At 61.4% G+C, this 18,026-nt stretch carries 14 protein-coding genes; 8 read left to right on the plus strand and 6 right to left on the minus strand.

The genetic code is table 11. The features are described 5' to 3' along the window. Positions 1-10 precede the first annotated feature (10 nt). From AC5I5B_RS22030 to AC5I5B_RS22055, 6 genes are all read left to right on the plus strand, one after another. Complete coding sequence (locus tag AC5I5B_RS22030; protein WP_112953202.1) at positions 11-952, plus strand: sugar ABC transporter substrate-binding protein; 942 nt, start codon at positions 11-13, stop codon at positions 950-952. Positions 953-1,089: 137 nt separating this feature from the next. After that, on the plus strand, positions 1,090-2,019 hold the full coding sequence (locus tag AC5I5B_RS22035; RefSeq protein ID WP_495752839.1) for a substrate-binding domain-containing protein: 930 nt from the start codon (positions 1,090-1,092) through the stop codon (positions 2,017-2,019). Between the two features lie 164 nt (positions 2,020-2,183). Beyond that, the gene (locus tag AC5I5B_RS22040; protein WP_495752840.1) at positions 2,184-3,083 is read left to right on the plus strand and encodes a sugar phosphate isomerase/epimerase family protein; all 900 of its coding nucleotides are present in this window, start codon (positions 2,184-2,186) and stop codon (positions 3,081-3,083) included. Between the two features lie 10 nt (positions 3,084-3,093). Further along, complete coding sequence (locus AC5I5B_RS22045; protein WP_003505525.1) at positions 3,094-4,104, plus strand: Gfo/Idh/MocA family protein; 1,011 nt, start codon at positions 3,094-3,096, stop codon at positions 4,102-4,104. A gap of 8 nt (positions 4,105-4,112) precedes the next feature. After that, positions 4,113-4,898: a TIM barrel protein gene (locus AC5I5B_RS22050; RefSeq protein WP_174055164.1), complete on the plus strand. Its 786-nt coding sequence runs from the start codon at positions 4,113-4,115 to the stop codon at positions 4,896-4,898. Between the two features lie 212 nt (positions 4,899-5,110). Further along, entirely contained in the window at positions 5,111-6,157 is a 1,047-nt protein-coding gene (locus tag AC5I5B_RS22055) for a LacI family DNA-binding transcriptional regulator (protein WP_174055163.1), read from the plus strand. 9 nt (positions 6,158-6,166) lie between these two features. Here the strand turns inward: AC5I5B_RS22055 and AC5I5B_RS22060 are convergent, their stop codons facing one another. Genes AC5I5B_RS22060 through AC5I5B_RS22085 form a run of 6 tightly spaced genes read right to left on the minus strand, consistent with a single transcriptional unit; the run spans position 6,167 to position 14,298 of the window. Continuing rightward, a complete protein-coding gene (locus AC5I5B_RS22060) occupies positions 6,167-7,216 on the minus strand; it encodes a carbohydrate ABC transporter permease (RefSeq protein ID WP_003505529.1) in 1,050 nt (349 codons plus the stop codon). Between the two features lie 2 nt (positions 7,217-7,218). Beyond that, positions 7,219-8,214 (minus strand): carbohydrate ABC transporter permease, encoded by a 996-nt coding sequence (locus tag AC5I5B_RS22065; RefSeq protein WP_060725525.1) that lies wholly within the window; start codon positions 8,212-8,214, stop codon positions 7,219-7,221. A 1-nt stretch (position 8,215) separates the two neighbouring features. Beyond that, entirely contained in the window at positions 8,216-9,319 is a 1,104-nt protein-coding gene (locus AC5I5B_RS22070; protein ID WP_174055162.1) for an ABC transporter ATP-binding protein, read from the minus strand. Beyond that, the gene (gene pglB / locus AC5I5B_RS22075) at positions 9,319-10,671 is read right to left on the minus strand and encodes a polygalacturonase PglB (RefSeq protein WP_174055161.1); all 1,353 of its coding nucleotides are present in this window, start codon (positions 10,669-10,671) and stop codon (positions 9,319-9,321) included. Before pglB ends, AC5I5B_RS22070 begins: the two co-directional genes overlap by 1 nt. Then, on the minus strand, positions 10,668-11,762 hold the full coding sequence (gene bglB, locus AC5I5B_RS22080; RefSeq protein ID WP_080864491.1) for a beta-galactosidase BglB: 1,095 nt from the start codon (positions 11,760-11,762) through the stop codon (positions 10,668-10,670). The genes pglB and bglB overlap by 4 nt, the downstream gene beginning before the upstream one ends. Before the next feature lie 13 nt (positions 11,763-11,775). After that, on the minus strand, positions 11,776-14,298 hold the full coding sequence (locus AC5I5B_RS22085) for a hypothetical protein (protein WP_174055160.1): 2,523 nt from the start codon (positions 14,296-14,298) through the stop codon (positions 11,776-11,778). Between the two features lie 195 nt (positions 14,299-14,493). On the opposite strand from AC5I5B_RS22085, the gene AC5I5B_RS22090 reads away from it, so the two are divergent. Together AC5I5B_RS22090 and AC5I5B_RS22095 are read left to right on the plus strand one after the other, a co-directional pair. Continuing rightward, the gene (locus AC5I5B_RS22090; protein WP_003505538.1) at positions 14,494-15,774 is read left to right on the plus strand and encodes an ABC transporter substrate-binding protein; all 1,281 of its coding nucleotides are present in this window, start codon (positions 14,494-14,496) and stop codon (positions 15,772-15,774) included. 252 nt (positions 15,775-16,026) lie between these two features. Beyond that, positions 16,027-18,009, plus strand: a complete 1,983-nt coding sequence (locus tag AC5I5B_RS22095) for a phosphatase PAP2 family protein (protein ID WP_495752841.1) — start codon at positions 16,027-16,029, stop codon at positions 18,007-18,009. The last annotated feature ends 17 nt before the right edge of the window (positions 18,010-18,026 follow it).

The raw sequence follows: 18,026 nt of genomic DNA on the forward strand, positions 1-18,026 counted from the left end.
GGAGAACGACATGAAAAGACATTTAGCGATTGCAACGCTTGCCACCATGCTGGCGACCACCGCGTCGGCTGAGACCATCGGCGTTTCGATGGCCCTGTTCGATGACAATTTCCTGACCGTGCTGCGCAATGGCATGGTCGATTATTCCAAGGGCATGAACGGCGTTTCGCTGCAGATCGAGGATGCGCAGAACGATGTCGGCAAACAGCTGAGCCAGGTGCAGAACTTCGTCGCCGCCGGCGTCGACGCCATCATCGTCAACCCGGTGGATACGGATGCGACCGTGGCCCTTTCGCAGGCCGCCGCTGCCGCCGGCATTCCGCTCGTCTATGTCAACCGCCAGCCGGTCAATCTCGACAGCCTGCCGGAAAAACAGGCCTTCGTTGCCTCCGATGAAAAACAGTCGGGCACCCTGCAGACGCAGGAAGTCTGCCGTTTGCTGAAGGCGGCCGGCAAGACGGAAGCGAAGGCGGTGGTGATGATGGGCGAGCTTTCCAACCAGGCGGCCCGCATGCGCACGCAGGATATCAAGGATGTGGTGGCCACCCCCGATTGCAGCTTCATCAAGCTTGTCGAGGAACAATCCGCCAACTGGTCGCGCACTCAAGGGTCGGATCTGATGACCAACTGGCTCTCTGCCGGGGTGCAGTTCGATGCTGTCATTTCCAACAATGACGAAATGGCCATCGGCGCTATTCAATCTCTGAAGGCGGCCGGCCGGTCGATGGACAGTGTCATCATCGCCGGCATCGACGCCACGCAGGACGCGCTTGCCGCCATGGCGACGGGTGATCTGGATGTGAGTGTTTTCCAGAATGCCGCCGGGCAGGGCAAGGGTGCCCTGGATGCGGCGCTGAAACTCGCCAAGGGCGATGCGGTGGACAAGAAGGTCTTCGTTCCCTTCGAACTGGTGACGCCGGCGAACCTCAAGAACTATCAGGCCAAGAACTGAGCCATGGCCTCGCCCAGGCGGCTTCTCCGCTCCCGGGGAGCGCCGCCGGGCGGGTCGAACGCGCCGGAGCCGGCGGAATGGTCGGCTCCGGCGACACAGAATGATGCAACCAGCGGCGATTTCCGCGGGAGGAAACCTTGAAAAAATTACTGATGGCGACGGCGCTCTGCATCTTCGCGACGCCGGCCCTTGCCGAGACTCGCGTCGCGGTCTCCATGACGTCTTTCGACAACCCGTTTCTGACGATCCTGCTTAACGGCATCAGGGCCGAGGCCGGGCGCGATAAAAATATCGAGCTTCTGGTGGAAGACGCCCAGCTTGATCCCTCGAAGCAGCTCAATCAGGTGCAGAATTTTATCGCCAATGGCGTCGACGCGATCATCGTCAATGCCGTTGACGGTGACGCCACGGCCGCGATCACCAAAGCCGCGTCCGCCGCAAAAATCCCTCTCGTTTATGTCAATCATCCGCCAGCCGAACTGGAGACCGGCCTGCCTGATGGTGCTGCCTTTGTCGGCTCCAACGAACTCGATTCCGGCACCATGGAGGCGGAAGCGGCCTGCAAGCTGATGGGCGGCAAGGGCAAGGCCGTCATCCTGATGGGACCATTGGAAAACCATGCGGCGCTGGTGCGCACCATGGATGTGGAAACGGTGTTTTCCCGGCCGGACTGCAAGATCGACATCCTCGAAAAGCAGACGGCGAACTGGAGCCGCACGCAGGCGCAGGATCTCGTCTCTTCCTGGCTGACGGCGGGTGTGCAGTTTGATGCCGTCATCGCCAACAATGATGAAATGGCGATCGGCGCCGTGCAGGCGCTGAAGGCGGCGGGCGTTTCCATGAAGGATGTCGTCATCGCCGGCATCGACGCCACGCCTGACGGCCTCGCCGCCATGCAGGCGGGCGATCTCGATATCACCGTCTACCAGAACGCGACGAAGCAGGGCGAAGTATCCGTTCAGACGGCGGTGAAAGCCGCTGCCGGTGAAAAAGTCGAAAAGACCCTCTGGGTGCCCTTCGAACTGGTGATGCCCGAAAACCTCGGGGACTATCAGGCCCGGAACTGAACCGGAGTTTTGGCCGGAATGCTGACCGAATGCCGTCAGCAGAGCACAAACATGGCCGCCCACGAAAAAGCTGGCCAAAGGCCGCGGTCTCCTCTCCCGGACCGCGGCCTCGCATAACCGGCCCGCAAGGGCCTTTCGACAGACAATAAGAGAAGGAAGCGTATATGCGCATCGCCATCGACCCCCACATGCACCGTTTTAGCAGCCTCGAAGCCCTCCCGGCCAAAGTAAAGGAACTCGGCTTCGACTGGATCGAGCTCAGCCCGCGCGCCGATTTCCTCGAATGGTTCAAGACGCCGCGTGTGTTTCCCGAGCGCATCCGGTCCTTCAAGAAGGCTTTGAAGGAGGCCGATGTCGGCATCGCCTCGCTGCTGCCAATGTATCGCTGGGCCTCCAATGACGAGACCGAACGGCAGGCGGCGGTCAAACACTGGAAACGCGCCATCGAGATCGCCATCGAACTGGAGGTCGACACGATGAACTCCGAATTCGGCCGTGGACCGCATCCCGACAAGGGCTCCTGTTATTGCTGCCATACCGGCTCGATGATCGAGGCCTGCGAGGACGCCTGGTGGCGCTCGATGGAAGAGCTGGTGCCGATCTTCGAACGCGAAGGCATCAGCCTGCATGTCGAACCGCATCCGGAAGACTGGTGCGAGACGCTGCAGCCGGCGCTCGACATCATCCGCACCGTCAATTCGAAAAACGTCAAATTCCTCTATTGCGCGCCGCATACCTTCTATTTCGGTGACGACACCAAGGCGATGCTGCGGGAAGCCAAGGATGTGCTGGCGCATGTGCATGTTGGCGATACCTTCAACCACAAGGCCAGTTCCGGGCTTCGCTACATTCTCAACCCGCCCGGCACGCAGGCGCGAGTGCATCAGCATCTGAATATCGGCCAGGGCGAAGTGCCGTGGGACGACTTCTTCGGCACGCTCTCCGAAATCGGTTTCGACGGCATCATGACCTCCTGCGTCTTCGCCTGGGAGGACAGGGCGGATGAGTCGGGCCGGTTCATGTGTGCTGAGATCAACAATTACATCGAAAAATACCGGAAGTGAGGTTTTGAAAATGACTGTGAGAATTGGTGTCATCGGCACCGGCGCCATCGGCCGCGACCATGCCCGCCGCATCAACAAGGTCCTCGGCGGCGCAAAGGTCGTCGCGCTGAGCGATGTCAATCATGGATCGGCAGAAGCGGTGCGCAATGACATCGCCCCGGATGCGGAAATCTTCGCCACCGGCGAGGAGCTGATCGCCTCACCCGATGTGGATGCCGTGCTCGTCACCTCCTGGGGCGCGACGCATGAGCAATATGTGCTGGCGGCAATCGCCGCCGGCAAGCCCTGCTTTTGCGAAAAGCCGCTGGCGACAACGGCGGAAGGTGCAAGACGCATCGTCGATGCCGAGGTGGCCCATGGCAGACGGCTGGTTCAGGTGGGCTTCATGCGCCGTTATGACGCCGGTTATGTCGCGCTGAAACAGGCCGTCGACAGCAGGATCGGCGCGCCGATCATGGTGCATGCCGCCCACCGCAACCCGGCGGTTCCGGAGCAATATGTGACCCCGATGGCGATCCACGACACGATGATCCATGAGATCGACGTGCTGCGCTGGCTGCTTGATGATGACTATGTTTCGGCGCGAGTTCTCTTTCCCCGCTCGGCGGCCAGAAGCCATGCGCGGCTGAAAGACCCGCAGATCGTCATTCTGGAGACGGCGAAGGGCACGATCATCGACGTCGAAATCTTCGTCAATTGCCATTACGGCTACGATATCCAGTGCCAGGTGGTGGGTGAGGACGGTATTGCCAGCCTGCCGGAGCCGATGTCGGTGCAGACACGGCTTGGCGCCAAACTGCAGAACGACATCCTGACCGACTGGAAGGATCGCTTCATCGCCAGTTACGATGTCGAATTGCAGGACTTCATCCATGCGGCGGTAAAGGGCACGGCATCGGGGCCCAGCTCCTGGGATGGCTATGTGGCCGCCATCACCGCCGACGCCTGCGTCGCTGCGCAGGAGACCGACGGAGCAGCCGTCGCAATTAAGCTTCCCACGCGCCCCGCCCTTTATCAGTGAGGTCTTTCATGCGTTTTGCCATCAATCACATCACCGCGCCGAAGCTCTCCCTTGAGGAATTCTTCGCGACAGCCCGCGAACTCGGCCTCACCGAAGTTGAAATCCGCAACGACCTGCCCGACATCGTCGGCACGGTGGAGCCGGCTGCCGTGAAGGCGGCGGCCGAAAAGGCCGGCGTGACGATCATCTCGATCAACGCGCTTTATCCCTTCAACGTCTGGTCGGGCGACCTACCTGCACGGGCTGTTGCCATGGCGGACTATGCAGCGGCAAGCGGTGCGAAGGCGCTGGTCATGTGCCCGCTCAACGACGGCACGGCGGTGTCTTTTGACGATCTCGTCACGGCGCTGAAGGCCATGAAGCCGATCCTTGAGGAACGTGGACTGACCGGCCTTGTCGAGCCGCTCGGTTTTCCTGTCTCGTCGTTGCGCACCAAGGCCGAGGCCATCAAGGCCATCGACGCGGCAGGCGGCGGTGATGTCTACAGGCTGGTGCACGACACCTTCCACCATCATCTTGCGGGCGAGACAGAGTTCTTCCCCGAACGTACCGGCCTCGTGCATATTTCCGGCGTTACCGACCCCGCCGTCTCCGTCGCCGGTATGCTGGACGCCCACCGTGTACTGGTGGATGGCGGCGACCGGCTGGAAAATATTGCCCAGATCAGAACGCTTGAGGCGGCCGGTTACAGGGGGCCTTACAGTTTCGAGCCCTTTGCGGCGGAAGTGCACGAGCTAAAGAACCCGGTCGCTGCCTTGAAGGATAGCATCGACCATATCTCCCGGGCGCTTTGACCGCCTTGCCGCCCGCGGTTTGCTGCGGGCGGCGTTTCCGGGGCTAAACGATCGGTAAAAACCCAGAGAAATCAATTCCGCATTTACGGATGATGCTGTAGTCTTCCGCTGACGAGAGAGTAGTAAACAGGCACGGGTATTCTTCAGATCGACTGCGCGAGGCAGGCTTTCTGCCCGCACCGTCTGAAGAAGAGTGGTTGAATTTTCCCTATATGAAAGCGGATAGGAAAACGACGCTTAAGGACGTGGCGCGGGAAGCGAATGTTTCGCTGAGCACGGCGTCGCACGCCATCAACGGCACCGCACCCTTGACCACGCAGGTCCGCGAGCGGGTGCTGGAGGCGGCCCGAGCGCTCGGTTATCTCGAAAACCGCAGGCAGAAGGCGACGATCGCCACCCTGCGCGTCGTGTTGCTCGCCATGACCAATGATGCGGCACCGCAGAGCGATCTTAACATGGTCAGCTGGACGATGCTGAACGGCTTCCGGCGCGAATGCGAGCGGCGCGGCATTCGTATCGTTCCCTATGTGAGCGCGACGAGCCGGCTCGATCCCGCCTTGGTGGCAGCGGCGGCGGACGCAGACAATGTCGATGGCATCGTGATCCTGAACGATGACAGGCCGCAGCTGGTCGAGGCGCTGTCGGCGCTTTCGCGGCCGGTGGTTCTCATCAATGGCGAGGATCCGGCCATGATCGTCGATACGGTGACGGCCGAGAACCGTTTTGGCGCGCGGCTTGGTATCGAGCATCTGCTGTCGCTCGGGCATCGCAATATTCTGCACATTACCTGGAAGGGCCGCACGACGATCCGCCGCCGTTATGACGGTTATAGCGACGCCTTTCTTGCGGCGGGCCTGACAGTTCCCGCCGATATGGTCATCGAGGTGGAAAGTTACGAGCCCGAATGGGGGGAAGCCGCCATCCGCCGTCTGCTGGCCGAAGACAAGCCGCTCAGAAACGCCACCGCCATTTTCTGCGCCGCCGACAATCTGGCGCTCGGCTGTCTGAAGGCACTGACGGAGGCAGGAATTCGGGTGCCGGACGATATCTCGGTGCTGGGGTTTGACGATATCATGCCGGCAGCCTTCAGTGCGCCACCGCTCAGCACCATCCAGTTGCCCGCTGACAGGCTGGGCGGTGCGGCGCTTGCGCTGCTGGAGCAGCGGCTTATGGCGGCCGATCCGACACGTCCGGCGCACCGGCTCGAGCTCGGTTGTCGGCTGGTGTTGAGGGGCAGCATCGCACCGCCCCCCAAGTGATGTCAGGGTTTATTTCATTCCCGTGCCGGCAATGCCCGTCGTAATGTAGCGCTGCAGGAACAGGAACACGACGGTAACCGGCGCCAGGCTGAGGAAGGTCATGGCGAGAATATAGTGCCATTGCACCGAGAACTCGCCCTGGAAGGCATTGAGGCCCACCTGCAGCGTGAAGTTTTCGCGGCTGCTGAGAACGATCAGCGGCCAGAGGAAGTCATTCCAGCGCCAGAGCACCGAAAAGATGGCGAGAACCGCAAGCGCCGGGGCCGTCAGCGGCAGGATGATGCGCCAGAAGATGCGGAATTCACTGGCGGCATCGACGCGCGCCGCCTCGATCAGCTCGTCGGGGATGGTCAGCATATATTGCCGGAGCAGGAACACGCCCGTCGGCGTTGCGACGGTGGGGATGATGACGCCCCAGAGATTGTCAACGAGGCCGACACCGACGATGACAAGATAGGCCGGCACCATGACGACGGTGAGCGGGATCATCAGCGTCGAGATGATCAGCACGAAAATCGCCTTCTCGCCACGGAAACGGTATTTCGAGAGCGCGAAGGCCGCCATGGCGTTGACGATCAAGGTCAGAACCGTCGCGACAAAGGTAACGAAGACCGAGTTCTTGAGGAAGGTCAGGAAGCTGAACTGTGTCAGCGGATCGGTGAAGTTCTCCGTCGCAATGGTCAGTTTCTGAACCGGCGTTATTCCGCGCGTGTCGACGCTGACGGGCGGGCCGGGATTGGCCGGGTCGACCATCTGGGCTTTGAGGCCGACGCGGCGGATCATGGCCATTTCCCGTTCCACGCCATCGATGCTGGCTTTCCACAGGCTGAGCGGCTTGTCGTAACCCTGCACCTCCACCTGCACGGCGGCGCGCGGCAGAAGGCTCGGCGGAAACCGCGTGATCTCGGCTTCCGGTTTCAGCGAAGACATGGCGGCCCAGACGACCGGGATGAGGACGGCAAGCGTGCCGCCGATGAGCCAGACCCAGGAGAGGATATCGGTGAGGCCGATCCGGCCGGGGCGGCGGGTGCGCGTGAGGAAAGAGACGGCGTTGGACATGGTCAGGACTCCATCTTTTTGCCAAGGCGCAATTGCACGAGCGTCAGCGCAAGAAGCACAAGGCCCATGAGAACCGATGCGGCGGATGCAAGACCGAACAGCCTCAGATCGCTGCCGAAGGCCATCTGGTAGATATATTGCACCACGAATGTATTTGCCGTGCCCGGCCCGCCGCCATTGGTCAAAACCCAGGCTTCATCAAAGATCTGCACCGAGCGGATCATCAACAGGATGAGCACGACGAGCAGGTTGGGACCAAGCAGCGGAAGCGTGATGCGGAAGAGCGTGCGCCGGGGCGAAGCGGCGTCGATGGCGGCGGCCTCATAGAGGTCCTTCGGGATGGCCTGAAGGCCCGCCAGCAGGATGAGCGTATAAAAGCCCATATGGAACCAGACAGAGACCACCACGACGAAGAAACGCGACCAGCCGACATCGAGAAGGAAGATTTCCGGCGGCACGCCCAGCATCTGGAAAAAGGCGTTGAGCAGGCCGTTGCGGTCGAGGAACCATTTCCAGATGAGGCCGATGACGACCGGCGACAGCAGGACCGGGTAAAAAAACATGGCGCGGAAGAAACCGCGCGCGGCGATCGCCCGATTGAGGATGAGCGCGGTGATGAGCGCGACCAGCAGCGTGGCGATGACGTTGAAGCCGACGAACCACAAAGTGTTCCAGATCGCCGTCCAGAACAGGGATTCCCGGCAGCTTCCGGGGTCCATATAGCTCTGGCAATCCAGCAGCTTGCCGAAATTCTCGAAACCGACGAAGGGGCGGTCGGTGATCAAAAGTTCGGTGCCGCCGGTAAAGGCGTAACCGACGGCAATCGCAATCGGCAGGAAGGTGAAAATGCCGAAGAGAACGAGGTTCGGCATCAGGAAAATATAGGGCATGCGCCTCTTGCCGATCAGCCGCTCGATGAAGTTGAGCGGCACTTCGGCAATCGCCATCACGGCGTCGAGCGCACGGTCGGACAGTCTCGCGAGCTTCGGATTGGCCATGCTACCCTCTTCCTTCGCTCGCGAGGCGCGGCAGCGCCAGTTCGGTGGCGGGATCGAAGACATGCACCTTCTCACGCGCCGGCATGATCTTCAGCACCGAGCCGGAAGCGGGCGCGAAATGGCCCGCCTGATGCACGATGATCTGCTCCTTCTCACCCTTGATATTGCCGTAGAGATAGGTCTCGGTGCCGAGGCTTTCGTGGTACTGCACCTCGAAGGGCAGACCGGCATCCCCGATGGTGAAATGCGAGGGGCGTATGCCCACCAGAACCGCCTGTCCCGGACTGACGGTTGCCGGATCGACAAGGCAGGGCAGGGACACGCCGTAGCCGGCGTCGATGGCGATGCCGCCGTCGCTGCCCTTGGTGATGACGCCCTTCAGCATGTTCATGCGCGGCGAGCCAAGGAAACCGGCGACGAAGAGATTGCGCGGATTGTCGAAAAGCTCGAGCGGGCTGCCCACCTGCTCGATGCGCCCGGCGCGCAGCACGACGATCTTGTCAGCCATGGTCATGGCTTCCACCTGATCATGGGTGACATAGATCATCGTCGTCTTGATATCGCGATGCAGGCGGGTGATTTCGGCGCGGGTCTGCACGCGCAGCGCCGCATCGAGGTTCGATAGCGGCTCGTCGAACAGGAAGATATCAGGCTCGCGCACGATGGCGCGGCCGATGGCGACGCGCTGGCGCTGGCCGCCGGAAAGCTGTTTCGGCTTGCGGTCGAGATAGGGCTCGATGGCGAGCATGCGCGCCGCCTCGTTGATGCGATTTTCGATTTCCGCCCGCTTGAAGCGCAGGTTTTCCAGACCGAAGGCGAGGTTCTTGCGCACGCTCATATGCGGATAAAGCGCATAGGACTGGAACACCATGGCGATCTTGCGCTCGGCGGGAGAAAGCGCGCTGACATCGCGATTGCCGATGGCGATGGTGCCAGAGGTCACATCCTCGAGACCGGCGATGATGCGTAGCAGCGTCGATTTTCCGCAGCCCGAGGGGCCGACGAAAACGACGAATTCGCCGTTTTCGATCTGAAGATCGACGTCATGCAGCACATGAACGGCGCCGAACGCCTTGTTGAGGTTTTCGAGTTTCAGACTTCCCATCACCTGCTCCCTTCATTCGAGCCCGTCGTCGCGACGATCTCTTGGCTGTTCCAGCCCTCGGGCAAGGGCATCGCTCTTTTGATGGCGACATCATGCGCCGAAAACCCGTGAACGCCCGAAAGGTAGATCGCGGGCATGCCGCCCGGATAATCCTCCATGCCGACGATCCGGCCCTGCGCATCCTGCGTCCAGGCATTGGCGCGGCCAGCCGCATCGGCGCTTGGCGCAATATCGGCATTGGTGGGGCGCAGATCATATTGCAGGCCGGTGCCGAGCTTGCCGGGTTGCTGCGCAAGCGTGATGCGCTCCAGCCGGACATTGTGAATGCCGGCCTTCGAGGTGGCGACGAGGTTGATCGCGCCTTCCATCGAGCCGCTCAGGTCTTCCACGACCAGATTGTCCACGCTGCCGGCCTGCCGTTCGGGGCGACGGTCGACAACGGTGACGGTGACCGCTTCACCCGAACCCCAGAAGCCGCCCGGCGTTTCGTGGCACTCGGCTTTAATCCGTGAAAAGCGGATGTTGCGCATCGCGCCGCCATCGCGGGAGAAAAGGCCGACGCCGCGATTGGACTGGACGATGCTGCAATCCTCGAACACGACATTGGTGAAGTCACCGAAGGATTCCGTGCCGAGTTTCAGCGCGCAGCTCATGCTGGAAACGGTGCAACGGCGAACGGTGATATCGGCGCAGACCCCCACCGCCTTGCCATCCGGTCCGGCGCTGGTCTTCAGGCAGATGCCGTCATCGGCAGTCGAGATAAAGCAGTCCTCAATCAATGCGCGGCGGCAGGCATCCAGCACGATGCCATCGGTATTCGGCAGGCGGCGGTCGTTTTCGATGCGGAGATTGCGGAAATGGAGGTCTTCGCAATCGACCATATGCAGCGTCCACATGGGTGAAGCGCTGACGTGGAGGTTTTCAAGGCGCACGTTGTGGCAGGCTTCCAGCACCATCACGCGCGGGCGTTTTTTGGCTGGAACATAGGTGCCCATGGCCTTGTCGTCGCCGATGATGAAGTTCTCACCGCCAGCCTCGATGCGGCCGGGACCGGTGACGGCGATGTCGTGCGCGCCGCTCGCGATGAGCATGCCGCGGTTGGAATCCTCGGCGATGACCGAAACCGTCGTATCCGCATAGGCCTCGTAATCGGAAACGGGTGCAAGTACCGCGTCTTCGGCAAGGTGCAGTTCCACGCCGCTTTTAAGAACAAGGCCGCCGCTGACATGGCGCCCGGCTGCGAGCGATACACGCCCGCCGCCTGCGGCCGAGACGGTGTCTATTGCCTGCTGGACGGCGGCAGTGGCGTCGCGGCCATCGGCTGCGGCTGTGATTTCTTGGTTCATGCTCATGATGCCTGCGGCCTTTTCAGAAAAACGTCGATCAAAAGCAGCATCGTCAGCGCCTGCCCATAGGGTGTGGGCAGATTGGGAATGCGGCGGTAGAAGTCGAGATCATGACCCATCGGCGTACCGTCGGAAACGCCGTGGACGACGCCCTCATCGTCGATATTGCCAAGCACCGCCTTCAGCGCGCGTTCCGCATGCGGCCGGTTCTCTTCGCCGAGGATGCCGGCCTCGATGCCGCGCAGAATGCCGTAGGCGATGCCTGCCGTCGCCGATGTCTCGACCGGCGATGTGGGATCGTCGAGCAGCGTGTGGAACATGCCGTCCTCACGCTGGTATTGCCTGAGCGACCGCACCTGGCTCGCCAGTACATTGGCGAGGAAACGTTTGTCCTTTCCGGCAAGCGTCGGCACCAGTTCGAAGAGTTCGGGAATGGCGACGGTGATCCAGGAATTGCCGCGCGCCCAGAAGGCGTCAGCGAAATTATGGCGGCCGTTGAAGGTCCAGCCGTGATACCAGAGGCCGGTGACGGGGTCCGACAGATAACGCGTATGGATCATGAACTGATAGACCGCTTCGTCGATCCAGTCCTGGCGTTTGCAGACGACGCCGGCGCGGGCGAGGAACAGACAGGCCATGAACAGCGTGTCGTCCCATAATTCGCCTTCATTCAGCCGTTCCTTGACGACGTGCTGGAAGCCGCCATCTTCGGTTTTCGGCAATTCATGCACCAGCCAGTCGGCCCAGTCTTCCACCAGCGCACGGAAATCCGGCCGGTCGACATGTTCGGTCAGGATGACAAGCGGCAGCATCGGCGCGGAACTGTTGATCTGGCGCGGCGGCAGGCCACGCTCGATCTGCCAGCCATACCATGTGACGAGGTCGTCCAATGCCTTCTGGTCGTTGGCGGCCAGCGCCCGGCGCAGGAAACCGTAAAGGCCCACACCCACTTCCCAGTCCCATTCATCGAACTGGATCTTGCCATCGGAACTGCCGCTGACCAGACCTTCCTGAATGCCCTTGAGGCGGCTGAAGGCGGCGGCGACATTGTCGATCGTCGTCCTGAGAGTGTCTTTTTCCATGCTTGGCTGGTTCATCTGTCAATTCCGCTTAGGAGTAGAAGGGTCGCGCCGCGCCGTCCGAGGCGGGATCGGCACTTTCGAAGGTGATTTGCGGTTGCGGCTGGTCATGGTCGAAGGCCATGGCCTGACCGCCGATGGTGAAGGCGCCGTCCCAGGTCAGGGTAAGCTCAGGTCCGCCCGGCGGCGTGACCAAGAGCAGCCGGCTTTCGGCATTGAAGGTGACCTGTGTGGCGAGAATTTTCTCGCGGAAACTGGCGAAGGCTTGCTTGTCGCCGCAGCCGATGACGCCCACCCAGCCAGCGCGGCGGCCGGGTGATCTGATCTCGCGGTTTGCGGTGGCGCCAGAGGTGATGGGCTGAAGTCCGTTGGTCGCGTAAAGGGCGGCAAAACCGCGGCCCGAACGGGTGATGAGCCAGTTGCCCTCCATCAGCACCTCGTCCAGCCCGTCGCGGCCGAGATAGGCATGGGTCCAGTCGTTGCGGTGATCGTCCGTGTCGAAGATCAGCATGGCCAGATCGCGATGCTGCGCCACACGCGGCAGGATGCCGCTTCCCGCCCAATAGGAAGGGCGCTGCGTGCCCCACGGATCGTCTTCACCGGGATGATTGACCCAGAGCCGCGCCATCGGATGGCCGGCAAGCTTGATGTCCATGACATGCTGCTGGTGGCCCTTGCGGCCGGTCTTGTGGTCGACAACGGTGGAAAGCTGCGCGGCCTCGTTCTTGAACAGCACAAGCTTGCCGGGCTCCAGCCCCTGTGCATAACGCGCCTCGACCATACGGCCGGTTTCCAGCTGGGAGAGGGTGGCAAGATGCGCCGGCGGCAGGTAGTCACCGCAGCAGAACATCGGTAGCGAGGCGACGCCATTATTGAGCCAGCCTTTGCCAAAGGCGACCTCAGCAAAGGGCGCCAGTTCCGTCAGCGGCCCGGCGCGCAGTTCCTTGTCATAGGCTCTGCCTTGCGAACCGGAAGGGACGCCGCCGAGTGTGTGCAACGCGATCATCTCGAAAATGAGATCGAGCTGATGGCGGGCACGGGCGGCAAGTTCCGGCCCCGCCCAATGTTCGATGGCAAGAAGGCCGATGAAATCCACCGGGTAGTAGGCGGCGGAGTTCCATTCGGCGAGGCCATGCGCCTCGACGCTGTCGAACCAGCGCTCCAGACGGTCGGCGGCCAGCGCCGCCTGCTGCCGGCCGGAGCGGCCCGACGCGGTGAAAAGGGCATCCGGCAGATAGTCGCCGGCCAGCAACTGGCTGGTATGGAAGCAGAGAACATGGTTCTCACTCCAGAACCACATGACGTCATTGCCCGGTTCGTCCACCCAGTAACGGTAGCCGAGGATCGTTGCATCGATCCGCGCCCGCATGTCGGCCGGCAGCCGGTCGCCATAGGCGCGCACCAGCCAGAGCAGCGGGATCATCACGAAATCGGAGCAGTCTTCGCGCCTGTCGATGGAATGCAGCGTCGCATCAACGATGCCGCCAATCGTCTCGATGTCATCGCTGCCGGTGGCGACCATCGCCAGCGCGCGGCCGATGCGCCAGGCGCCGAAGCGGGCGCTGAAGGAGAGGGCCGCCTTTTTGCGCTCGTTGATATCGGCATTGGATGCTTCCGGCGCAATGTCGTGCATGAAAGCTGCGTCGATGACGCGGGTGACCGTTCCCGCTCCCGAACCCATCGTGATCCTGACGCCGTGATACCCGTCCGGAATGCCCGACGTTCCGGGGATCGTCAGCGCGGATTGCCCGGCCTTCAGCACGGTGTCCACTTCCGCAAGCGCGGCGCGCTCGTGGCCATGGCTTTTGACGGCAATATGCACCGGCAGGTCGTTTGCCGGGGCCGCGCCGAAGACCAGTTCGAGAGGCGTGCCGGAAAATACATCCCGCGCCGGGTGAACGTCGCGCACCAGTGCGGCCAGACGCTTCGTCTCCTCCCGGTCGAGCGGCACCGGCAGCACGACGGTGAGCGGCACCGAATCGATGACCTCAAGTTCGAAAAACCAGATGATGTCGCGCTCCGCCAGATCTTCGCAGAGCAGCAGCACCTCGTTATCGCCCACCGCAAGATCGAGCGTGATGTCACGGCTGCTTTCGACATTGCGGATAAAGGGTTCGAAACGAACCTGTTCGACGCCGCCCACCCAGATGCGCACGCCGCCGCAGGTGCGCAGCCGGAAATGCGCCTTCCTTGCGGTCTCGCTGCGGAAGGTGCCCTTCAGCCAGCGCTGTACGTGGGTCGGAACATGCCAGAAGCCGGTGAATTCGACGCGGCGGTTGGAGCCTGGCAGGTTGAGGTGCGACACCGGCCACCTGGTGTCGGGCGCAATATCGCGGCCGATCATGGTTTCCTGGAAAGCCTTGCGGCAGGGCAGGTCGCCCACATCCACGAAACCATTGATGAAGCGATAGTTCACGCGGTCTTCGGCGGGGGCTGCGATGCCGGGAAACGACGTCTCCACGAGATCGGAGACGATCCAGGCGGTCACCGTCTCGCCATCCGTGACGGTATATGTCGGCTGCGACGCATTCGCCGCAAATGGTCCATCCGTCATAATGGATCGCCTCCCGTCGATCTATAATGAAATTATTTTCACAAACCTGCTTTCGCTTTTCTGCGCCGATTTGTGCGATTTCGCCAAAACAAACAGCTTGACGTTTATTCTGTCAAGTCGCAAAACATCATAAATCGAATTAAGCAGAGGAGCTTCCATTCGATTTATGAAAATGTTTTCATTGGGAGGATGAGCATGATGAAATTGTTTTCGGGCGTCAGCGCCCTCGTAATGGCCTCCGTCGCCGGTCTTGCGACGGCCCAGGCCGAGACCCGCACGATTACGTTCCTTTTTACGGATGACGACCAGGGTTACGTGCAGCGCATGTCGGAACTCAGCAAGGAGTTCGAGACGGCCAATCCCGGCGTGAAGATCAATTTCGTATCGTCGGGTTACGACGCGGTTTCCAAGCAGCTGCCGGTGCAGCTGGCGGTGGGCGAGGGGCCCGATATCGCCAAGATCACCGACTGGCAGCTCGCGCCCTATTATCTCGACATGCGGCCTTACATGAAGGATGCGGAAGCCTTCGCGAAACTACACGGTTCCAGCCTCGACCAGCTTCGCCTGCCCAATGTCAACGATCCGAAGTCGATCAACGGCTATATGGCGTCGCAGACGCTGAACCTGCCTTTCGTCAACAAGACGCTGTTCGAGCAGGCCGGCGAACCCTTGCCCGGCCCGACCGCCAAGTTCAGCGAGATCGTGGAAGCGTCCGCCCGCGTCGCCAAGGCGACCGGCGTGCAGATCCCCTTCACCATGGACCGTTCCGGCCACCGCTTTTCCGGCGGCGCCTTCTCTTACGGCTCGACCTATGTGAAGGACGGCAAGTTCAGCTTCCCTGATGATGCGGCGAAAAAATACATCGCCGATCTCTTTTCATGGACGCAGAACGGCAGTTTCCCGAAGGAGATGTGGGGTGCGGCCGGCGGTTCCCAATACAAGAACATGGGTGACGAGTTCGTCAACGGCAATGTCGTGACCTATCTCGCCGGCAACTGGATGGTCAATCCGTTCCAGAACAAGATCGGCGACGGTTTCGAATGGACCGCGATCAATGCGCCCTGCGGCGATGCCGGCTGCTACGCCATGCCCGGCGGCACCGCAATCGTCGGCTTCAAGCGCACCAAATATCCCGAGGATGTCGCCCATTTCATCGAATTCCTCGGCTCCGAAAAGGTGCAGCGGGAAATTGCCGAGAACTATGTCATCCTGACGGGTGCCGAGATCGTCGATCCGCAATACAAGCTGAAGAGCGAAAACGCCAAGGCGGCGATGAAGGTCTTCCTCGACAACAAGAAGAACGTGCCGCAGGCCGCGCGTGAATTCGAACGCGCCAAGGGCGGCAGCGCCATGTATCAGCAGATCGTGCAGCGTATGAGCCAGCTCATCGTCGGTGAATTGACGCTCGACCAGACCTACAAGGTTCTGGAGGATGACGTCGCCAAGATCAACGAGGCTGTCGCGGTCAAGAAATAACGGCACGGCCATCCGCTTCTGGCGGAATGGAGAAGCTGTCGAACGATATGCCCGGAGTGATACTCCGGGCATATTCCGCCGTTTCCTTGCGGAGGCGGCGCATCGTCGCCAGGGAACCGCCGCAAGGAGCCGTTCCCGTCGGTCCATCGAAAAACTGAAATATGCTTTGTTTAAACCTGACGATGAGGCGCGCGGAACGTCGCGCCGCCTGTTTTCGTCACGCTTCACTCGCTGAAAATCATAGGATTCGTCATGGCCAGACTGAAGAAGTCGTCTTTCTTTTCCGCACGCTCGACCCTGCTCGCCTCGGTCGCCTTGCTGGTTTTTGTTCCCGGCGCGCAGGCTTTCGATGCCGCCGAACCGGTGGGGCGGGGTTTTGCCATCACGGTGCCGGAACCGGCCGCGACATATCCGTTGCCGCTTGCCGACAATTATCGCAACCAGACCGGCAAGAATGAGAAGGGCGAGGACGTCCGCGCCTATGACGACCGGGACAATCCCATCATCGAAATCCTCTCCGGTTTTAATCGCATCTGGACGCTTGGCGATGAAAAATGGGCCGATGGCGGCGCCAATGGCGATGGCCCGGCGGATTTCAGCCATGTGAAGATCGTTGATCCCGCTGTCTGGCAGGAAAACATGCGTTATGTCCTGTCCGTGACCGGCGAGAACCGCACGCGCGCCGCCGCTTTCGAAGCCTATATGAACGACCGACGCTCGCAGGGCTACAGCGTCATCGAGGGCTTGGGCCCGCTTGCCGCCTGGTATCGCGAAGGGGCGGGTGCGACGACGACGATCAATCACACGCCTGCGGATTTCGATCCGAACGAGGTCATCACCCGCAAGGAGGACGACAAGGGCACCGAGGCGGGTGCGGCGGATAGCGAGCTGAAGGATTTCGTCACTTTCATGAAGGTGATCCGCGGTCCGGAAGGCACGACATCGCCGGCCAAATATTTCTATTCCTCACCGCGTCCCTGGCGCATGAACGCCAAGGGCGAGGTGATCGAGACGGGTAAGGAAACGATCGGCGACCGCTCATTCGAAAACTATGACAGCGATCCCGGTGTCATCGTGCCGGCACTGAAATATGTGCGTGAAACCCGCGGTCGCGGCAAGGATGGCGGTTTCCCGAGCGGGCACACCAATGCCGCCTATCTCGCCGCCATCGCTTATGCCTATGCTGCGCCGGAGCGCTTTTCCGAATTGCTGACGGCGGCCTCCGAACTTGGCGAGAGCCGTATCGTCGCCGGCATGCATTCGCCGCTCGACGTGATCGGCGGGCGCATCACGGCAACCGCTATGGCTGCGGCCATGCTGCAGGATCCGAAAAATGCCGAGGTGAAGAAGGCGGCGCACGAAGCCTTGCAGGCCTATTTCACTAAGCGCCTGCCGCAGGGACAGTCGCTCGTCGATTTCGCCCATGGCGCAGGGCCGGATGCCGACCGCTTTTATAATGCTGCCAAGAACGGGGCGGATTATCGCCGGCGCATGACTTTCTCCTTCAGCCGCGACAAGGCCGTGGGCGGTGCGCCGATGGTGGTGCCGAAGGGCGCGGAAGTCCTGCTGGAGACGCGCCTGCCTTATCTCGATGCCACAGAACGGCGCGCGGTGTTATTTTCCACCGGCATCGAGGCCGGTTATCCGCTGCTTGATGACAGCAATGGCTGGGGCCGCATCAACCTGGTGGCCGCTGCCGGTGGCTACGGCGCGTTTGACGGCGATGTCGAAGTGATCATGGACGCCGCCGCCGGCGGGTTCAATGCGGCAGACCGCTGGACGAACGATATTGCCGGGGCAGGGCGTCTCGTCAAATCCGGCAGCGGGGCGCTGACGCTCAGCGGCCATAACAGCTATGGCGGCGGTACCATTTTGAGGGAGGGAACGCTGGTGGCGTCGTCTGCCGATGCGCTTGGAACCGGCGATGTGCTGGTCACCGGCGGCGCGCTTTCGCTCAGGGCAGGCAAAGACGTTGTCATCGGCGGTGACTATATGCAGACGGGCGGCACGCTGATGCTTGATGCGGAAAAGGCTCCGTTGCGGATCAGGGGCAATGCGGTGCTTGAGGGCGCAACGCTGAAGCTCGTTTTCGATGGCGCTGCACCGGCCGCGGGAACGCGGCTCGACGTGATCTCCGCCAACGATCTGACCGGAACCTTTACGTCGATAGATGCGGGCACTGTGAAAGTGCGGCCGGTCTATACCGGTTCGGCATTATCGGTGGTGGTTGAATAGGGCGCGGCAGTGCGGGC

The sequence above is a fragment of the Agrobacterium sp. genome, assembly GCF_059499945.1.

Excerpts from the sequence above, each read along its gene's own strand:
- AC5I5B_RS22030 (WP_112953202.1), top strand. The coding sequence starts at position 11 with ATGAAAAGACATTTAGCGATTGCAACGCTTGCCACCATGCTGGCGACC.
- AC5I5B_RS22040 (WP_495752840.1), top strand. The coding sequence starts at position 2,184 with ATGCGCATCGCCATCGACCCCCACATGCACCGTTTTAGCAGCCTCGAA.
- AC5I5B_RS22045 (WP_003505525.1), top strand. The coding sequence starts at position 3,094 with ATGACTGTGAGAATTGGTGTCATCGGCACCGGCGCCATCGGCCGCGAC.
- AC5I5B_RS22050 (WP_174055164.1), top strand. The coding sequence starts at position 4,113 with ATGCGTTTTGCCATCAATCACATCACCGCGCCGAAGCTCTCCCTTGAG.
- AC5I5B_RS22055 (WP_174055163.1), top strand. The coding sequence starts at position 5,111 with ATGAAAGCGGATAGGAAAACGACGCTTAAGGACGTGGCGCGGGAAGCG.
- AC5I5B_RS22060 (WP_003505529.1), bottom strand. The coding sequence starts at position 7,216 with ATGTCCAACGCCGTCTCTTTCCTCACGCGCACCCGCCGCCCCGGCCGG.
- AC5I5B_RS22065 (WP_060725525.1), bottom strand. The coding sequence starts at position 8,214 with ATGGCCAATCCGAAGCTCGCGAGACTGTCCGACCGTGCGCTCGACGCC.
- AC5I5B_RS22070 (WP_174055162.1), bottom strand. The coding sequence starts at position 9,319 with ATGGGAAGTCTGAAACTCGAAAACCTCAACAAGGCGTTCGGCGCCGTT.
- pglB (WP_174055161.1), bottom strand. The coding sequence starts at position 10,671 with ATGAGCATGAACCAAGAAATCACAGCCGCAGCCGATGGCCGCGACGCC.
- bglB (WP_080864491.1), bottom strand. The coding sequence starts at position 11,762 with ATGAACCAGCCAAGCATGGAAAAAGACACTCTCAGGACGACGATCGAC.
- AC5I5B_RS22085 (WP_174055160.1), bottom strand. The coding sequence starts at position 14,298 with ATGACGGATGGACCATTTGCGGCGAATGCGTCGCAGCCGACATATACC.
- AC5I5B_RS22090 (WP_003505538.1), top strand. The coding sequence starts at position 14,494 with ATGATGAAATTGTTTTCGGGCGTCAGCGCCCTCGTAATGGCCTCCGTC.
- AC5I5B_RS22095 (WP_495752841.1), top strand. The coding sequence starts at position 16,027 with ATGGCCAGACTGAAGAAGTCGTCTTTCTTTTCCGCACGCTCGACCCTG.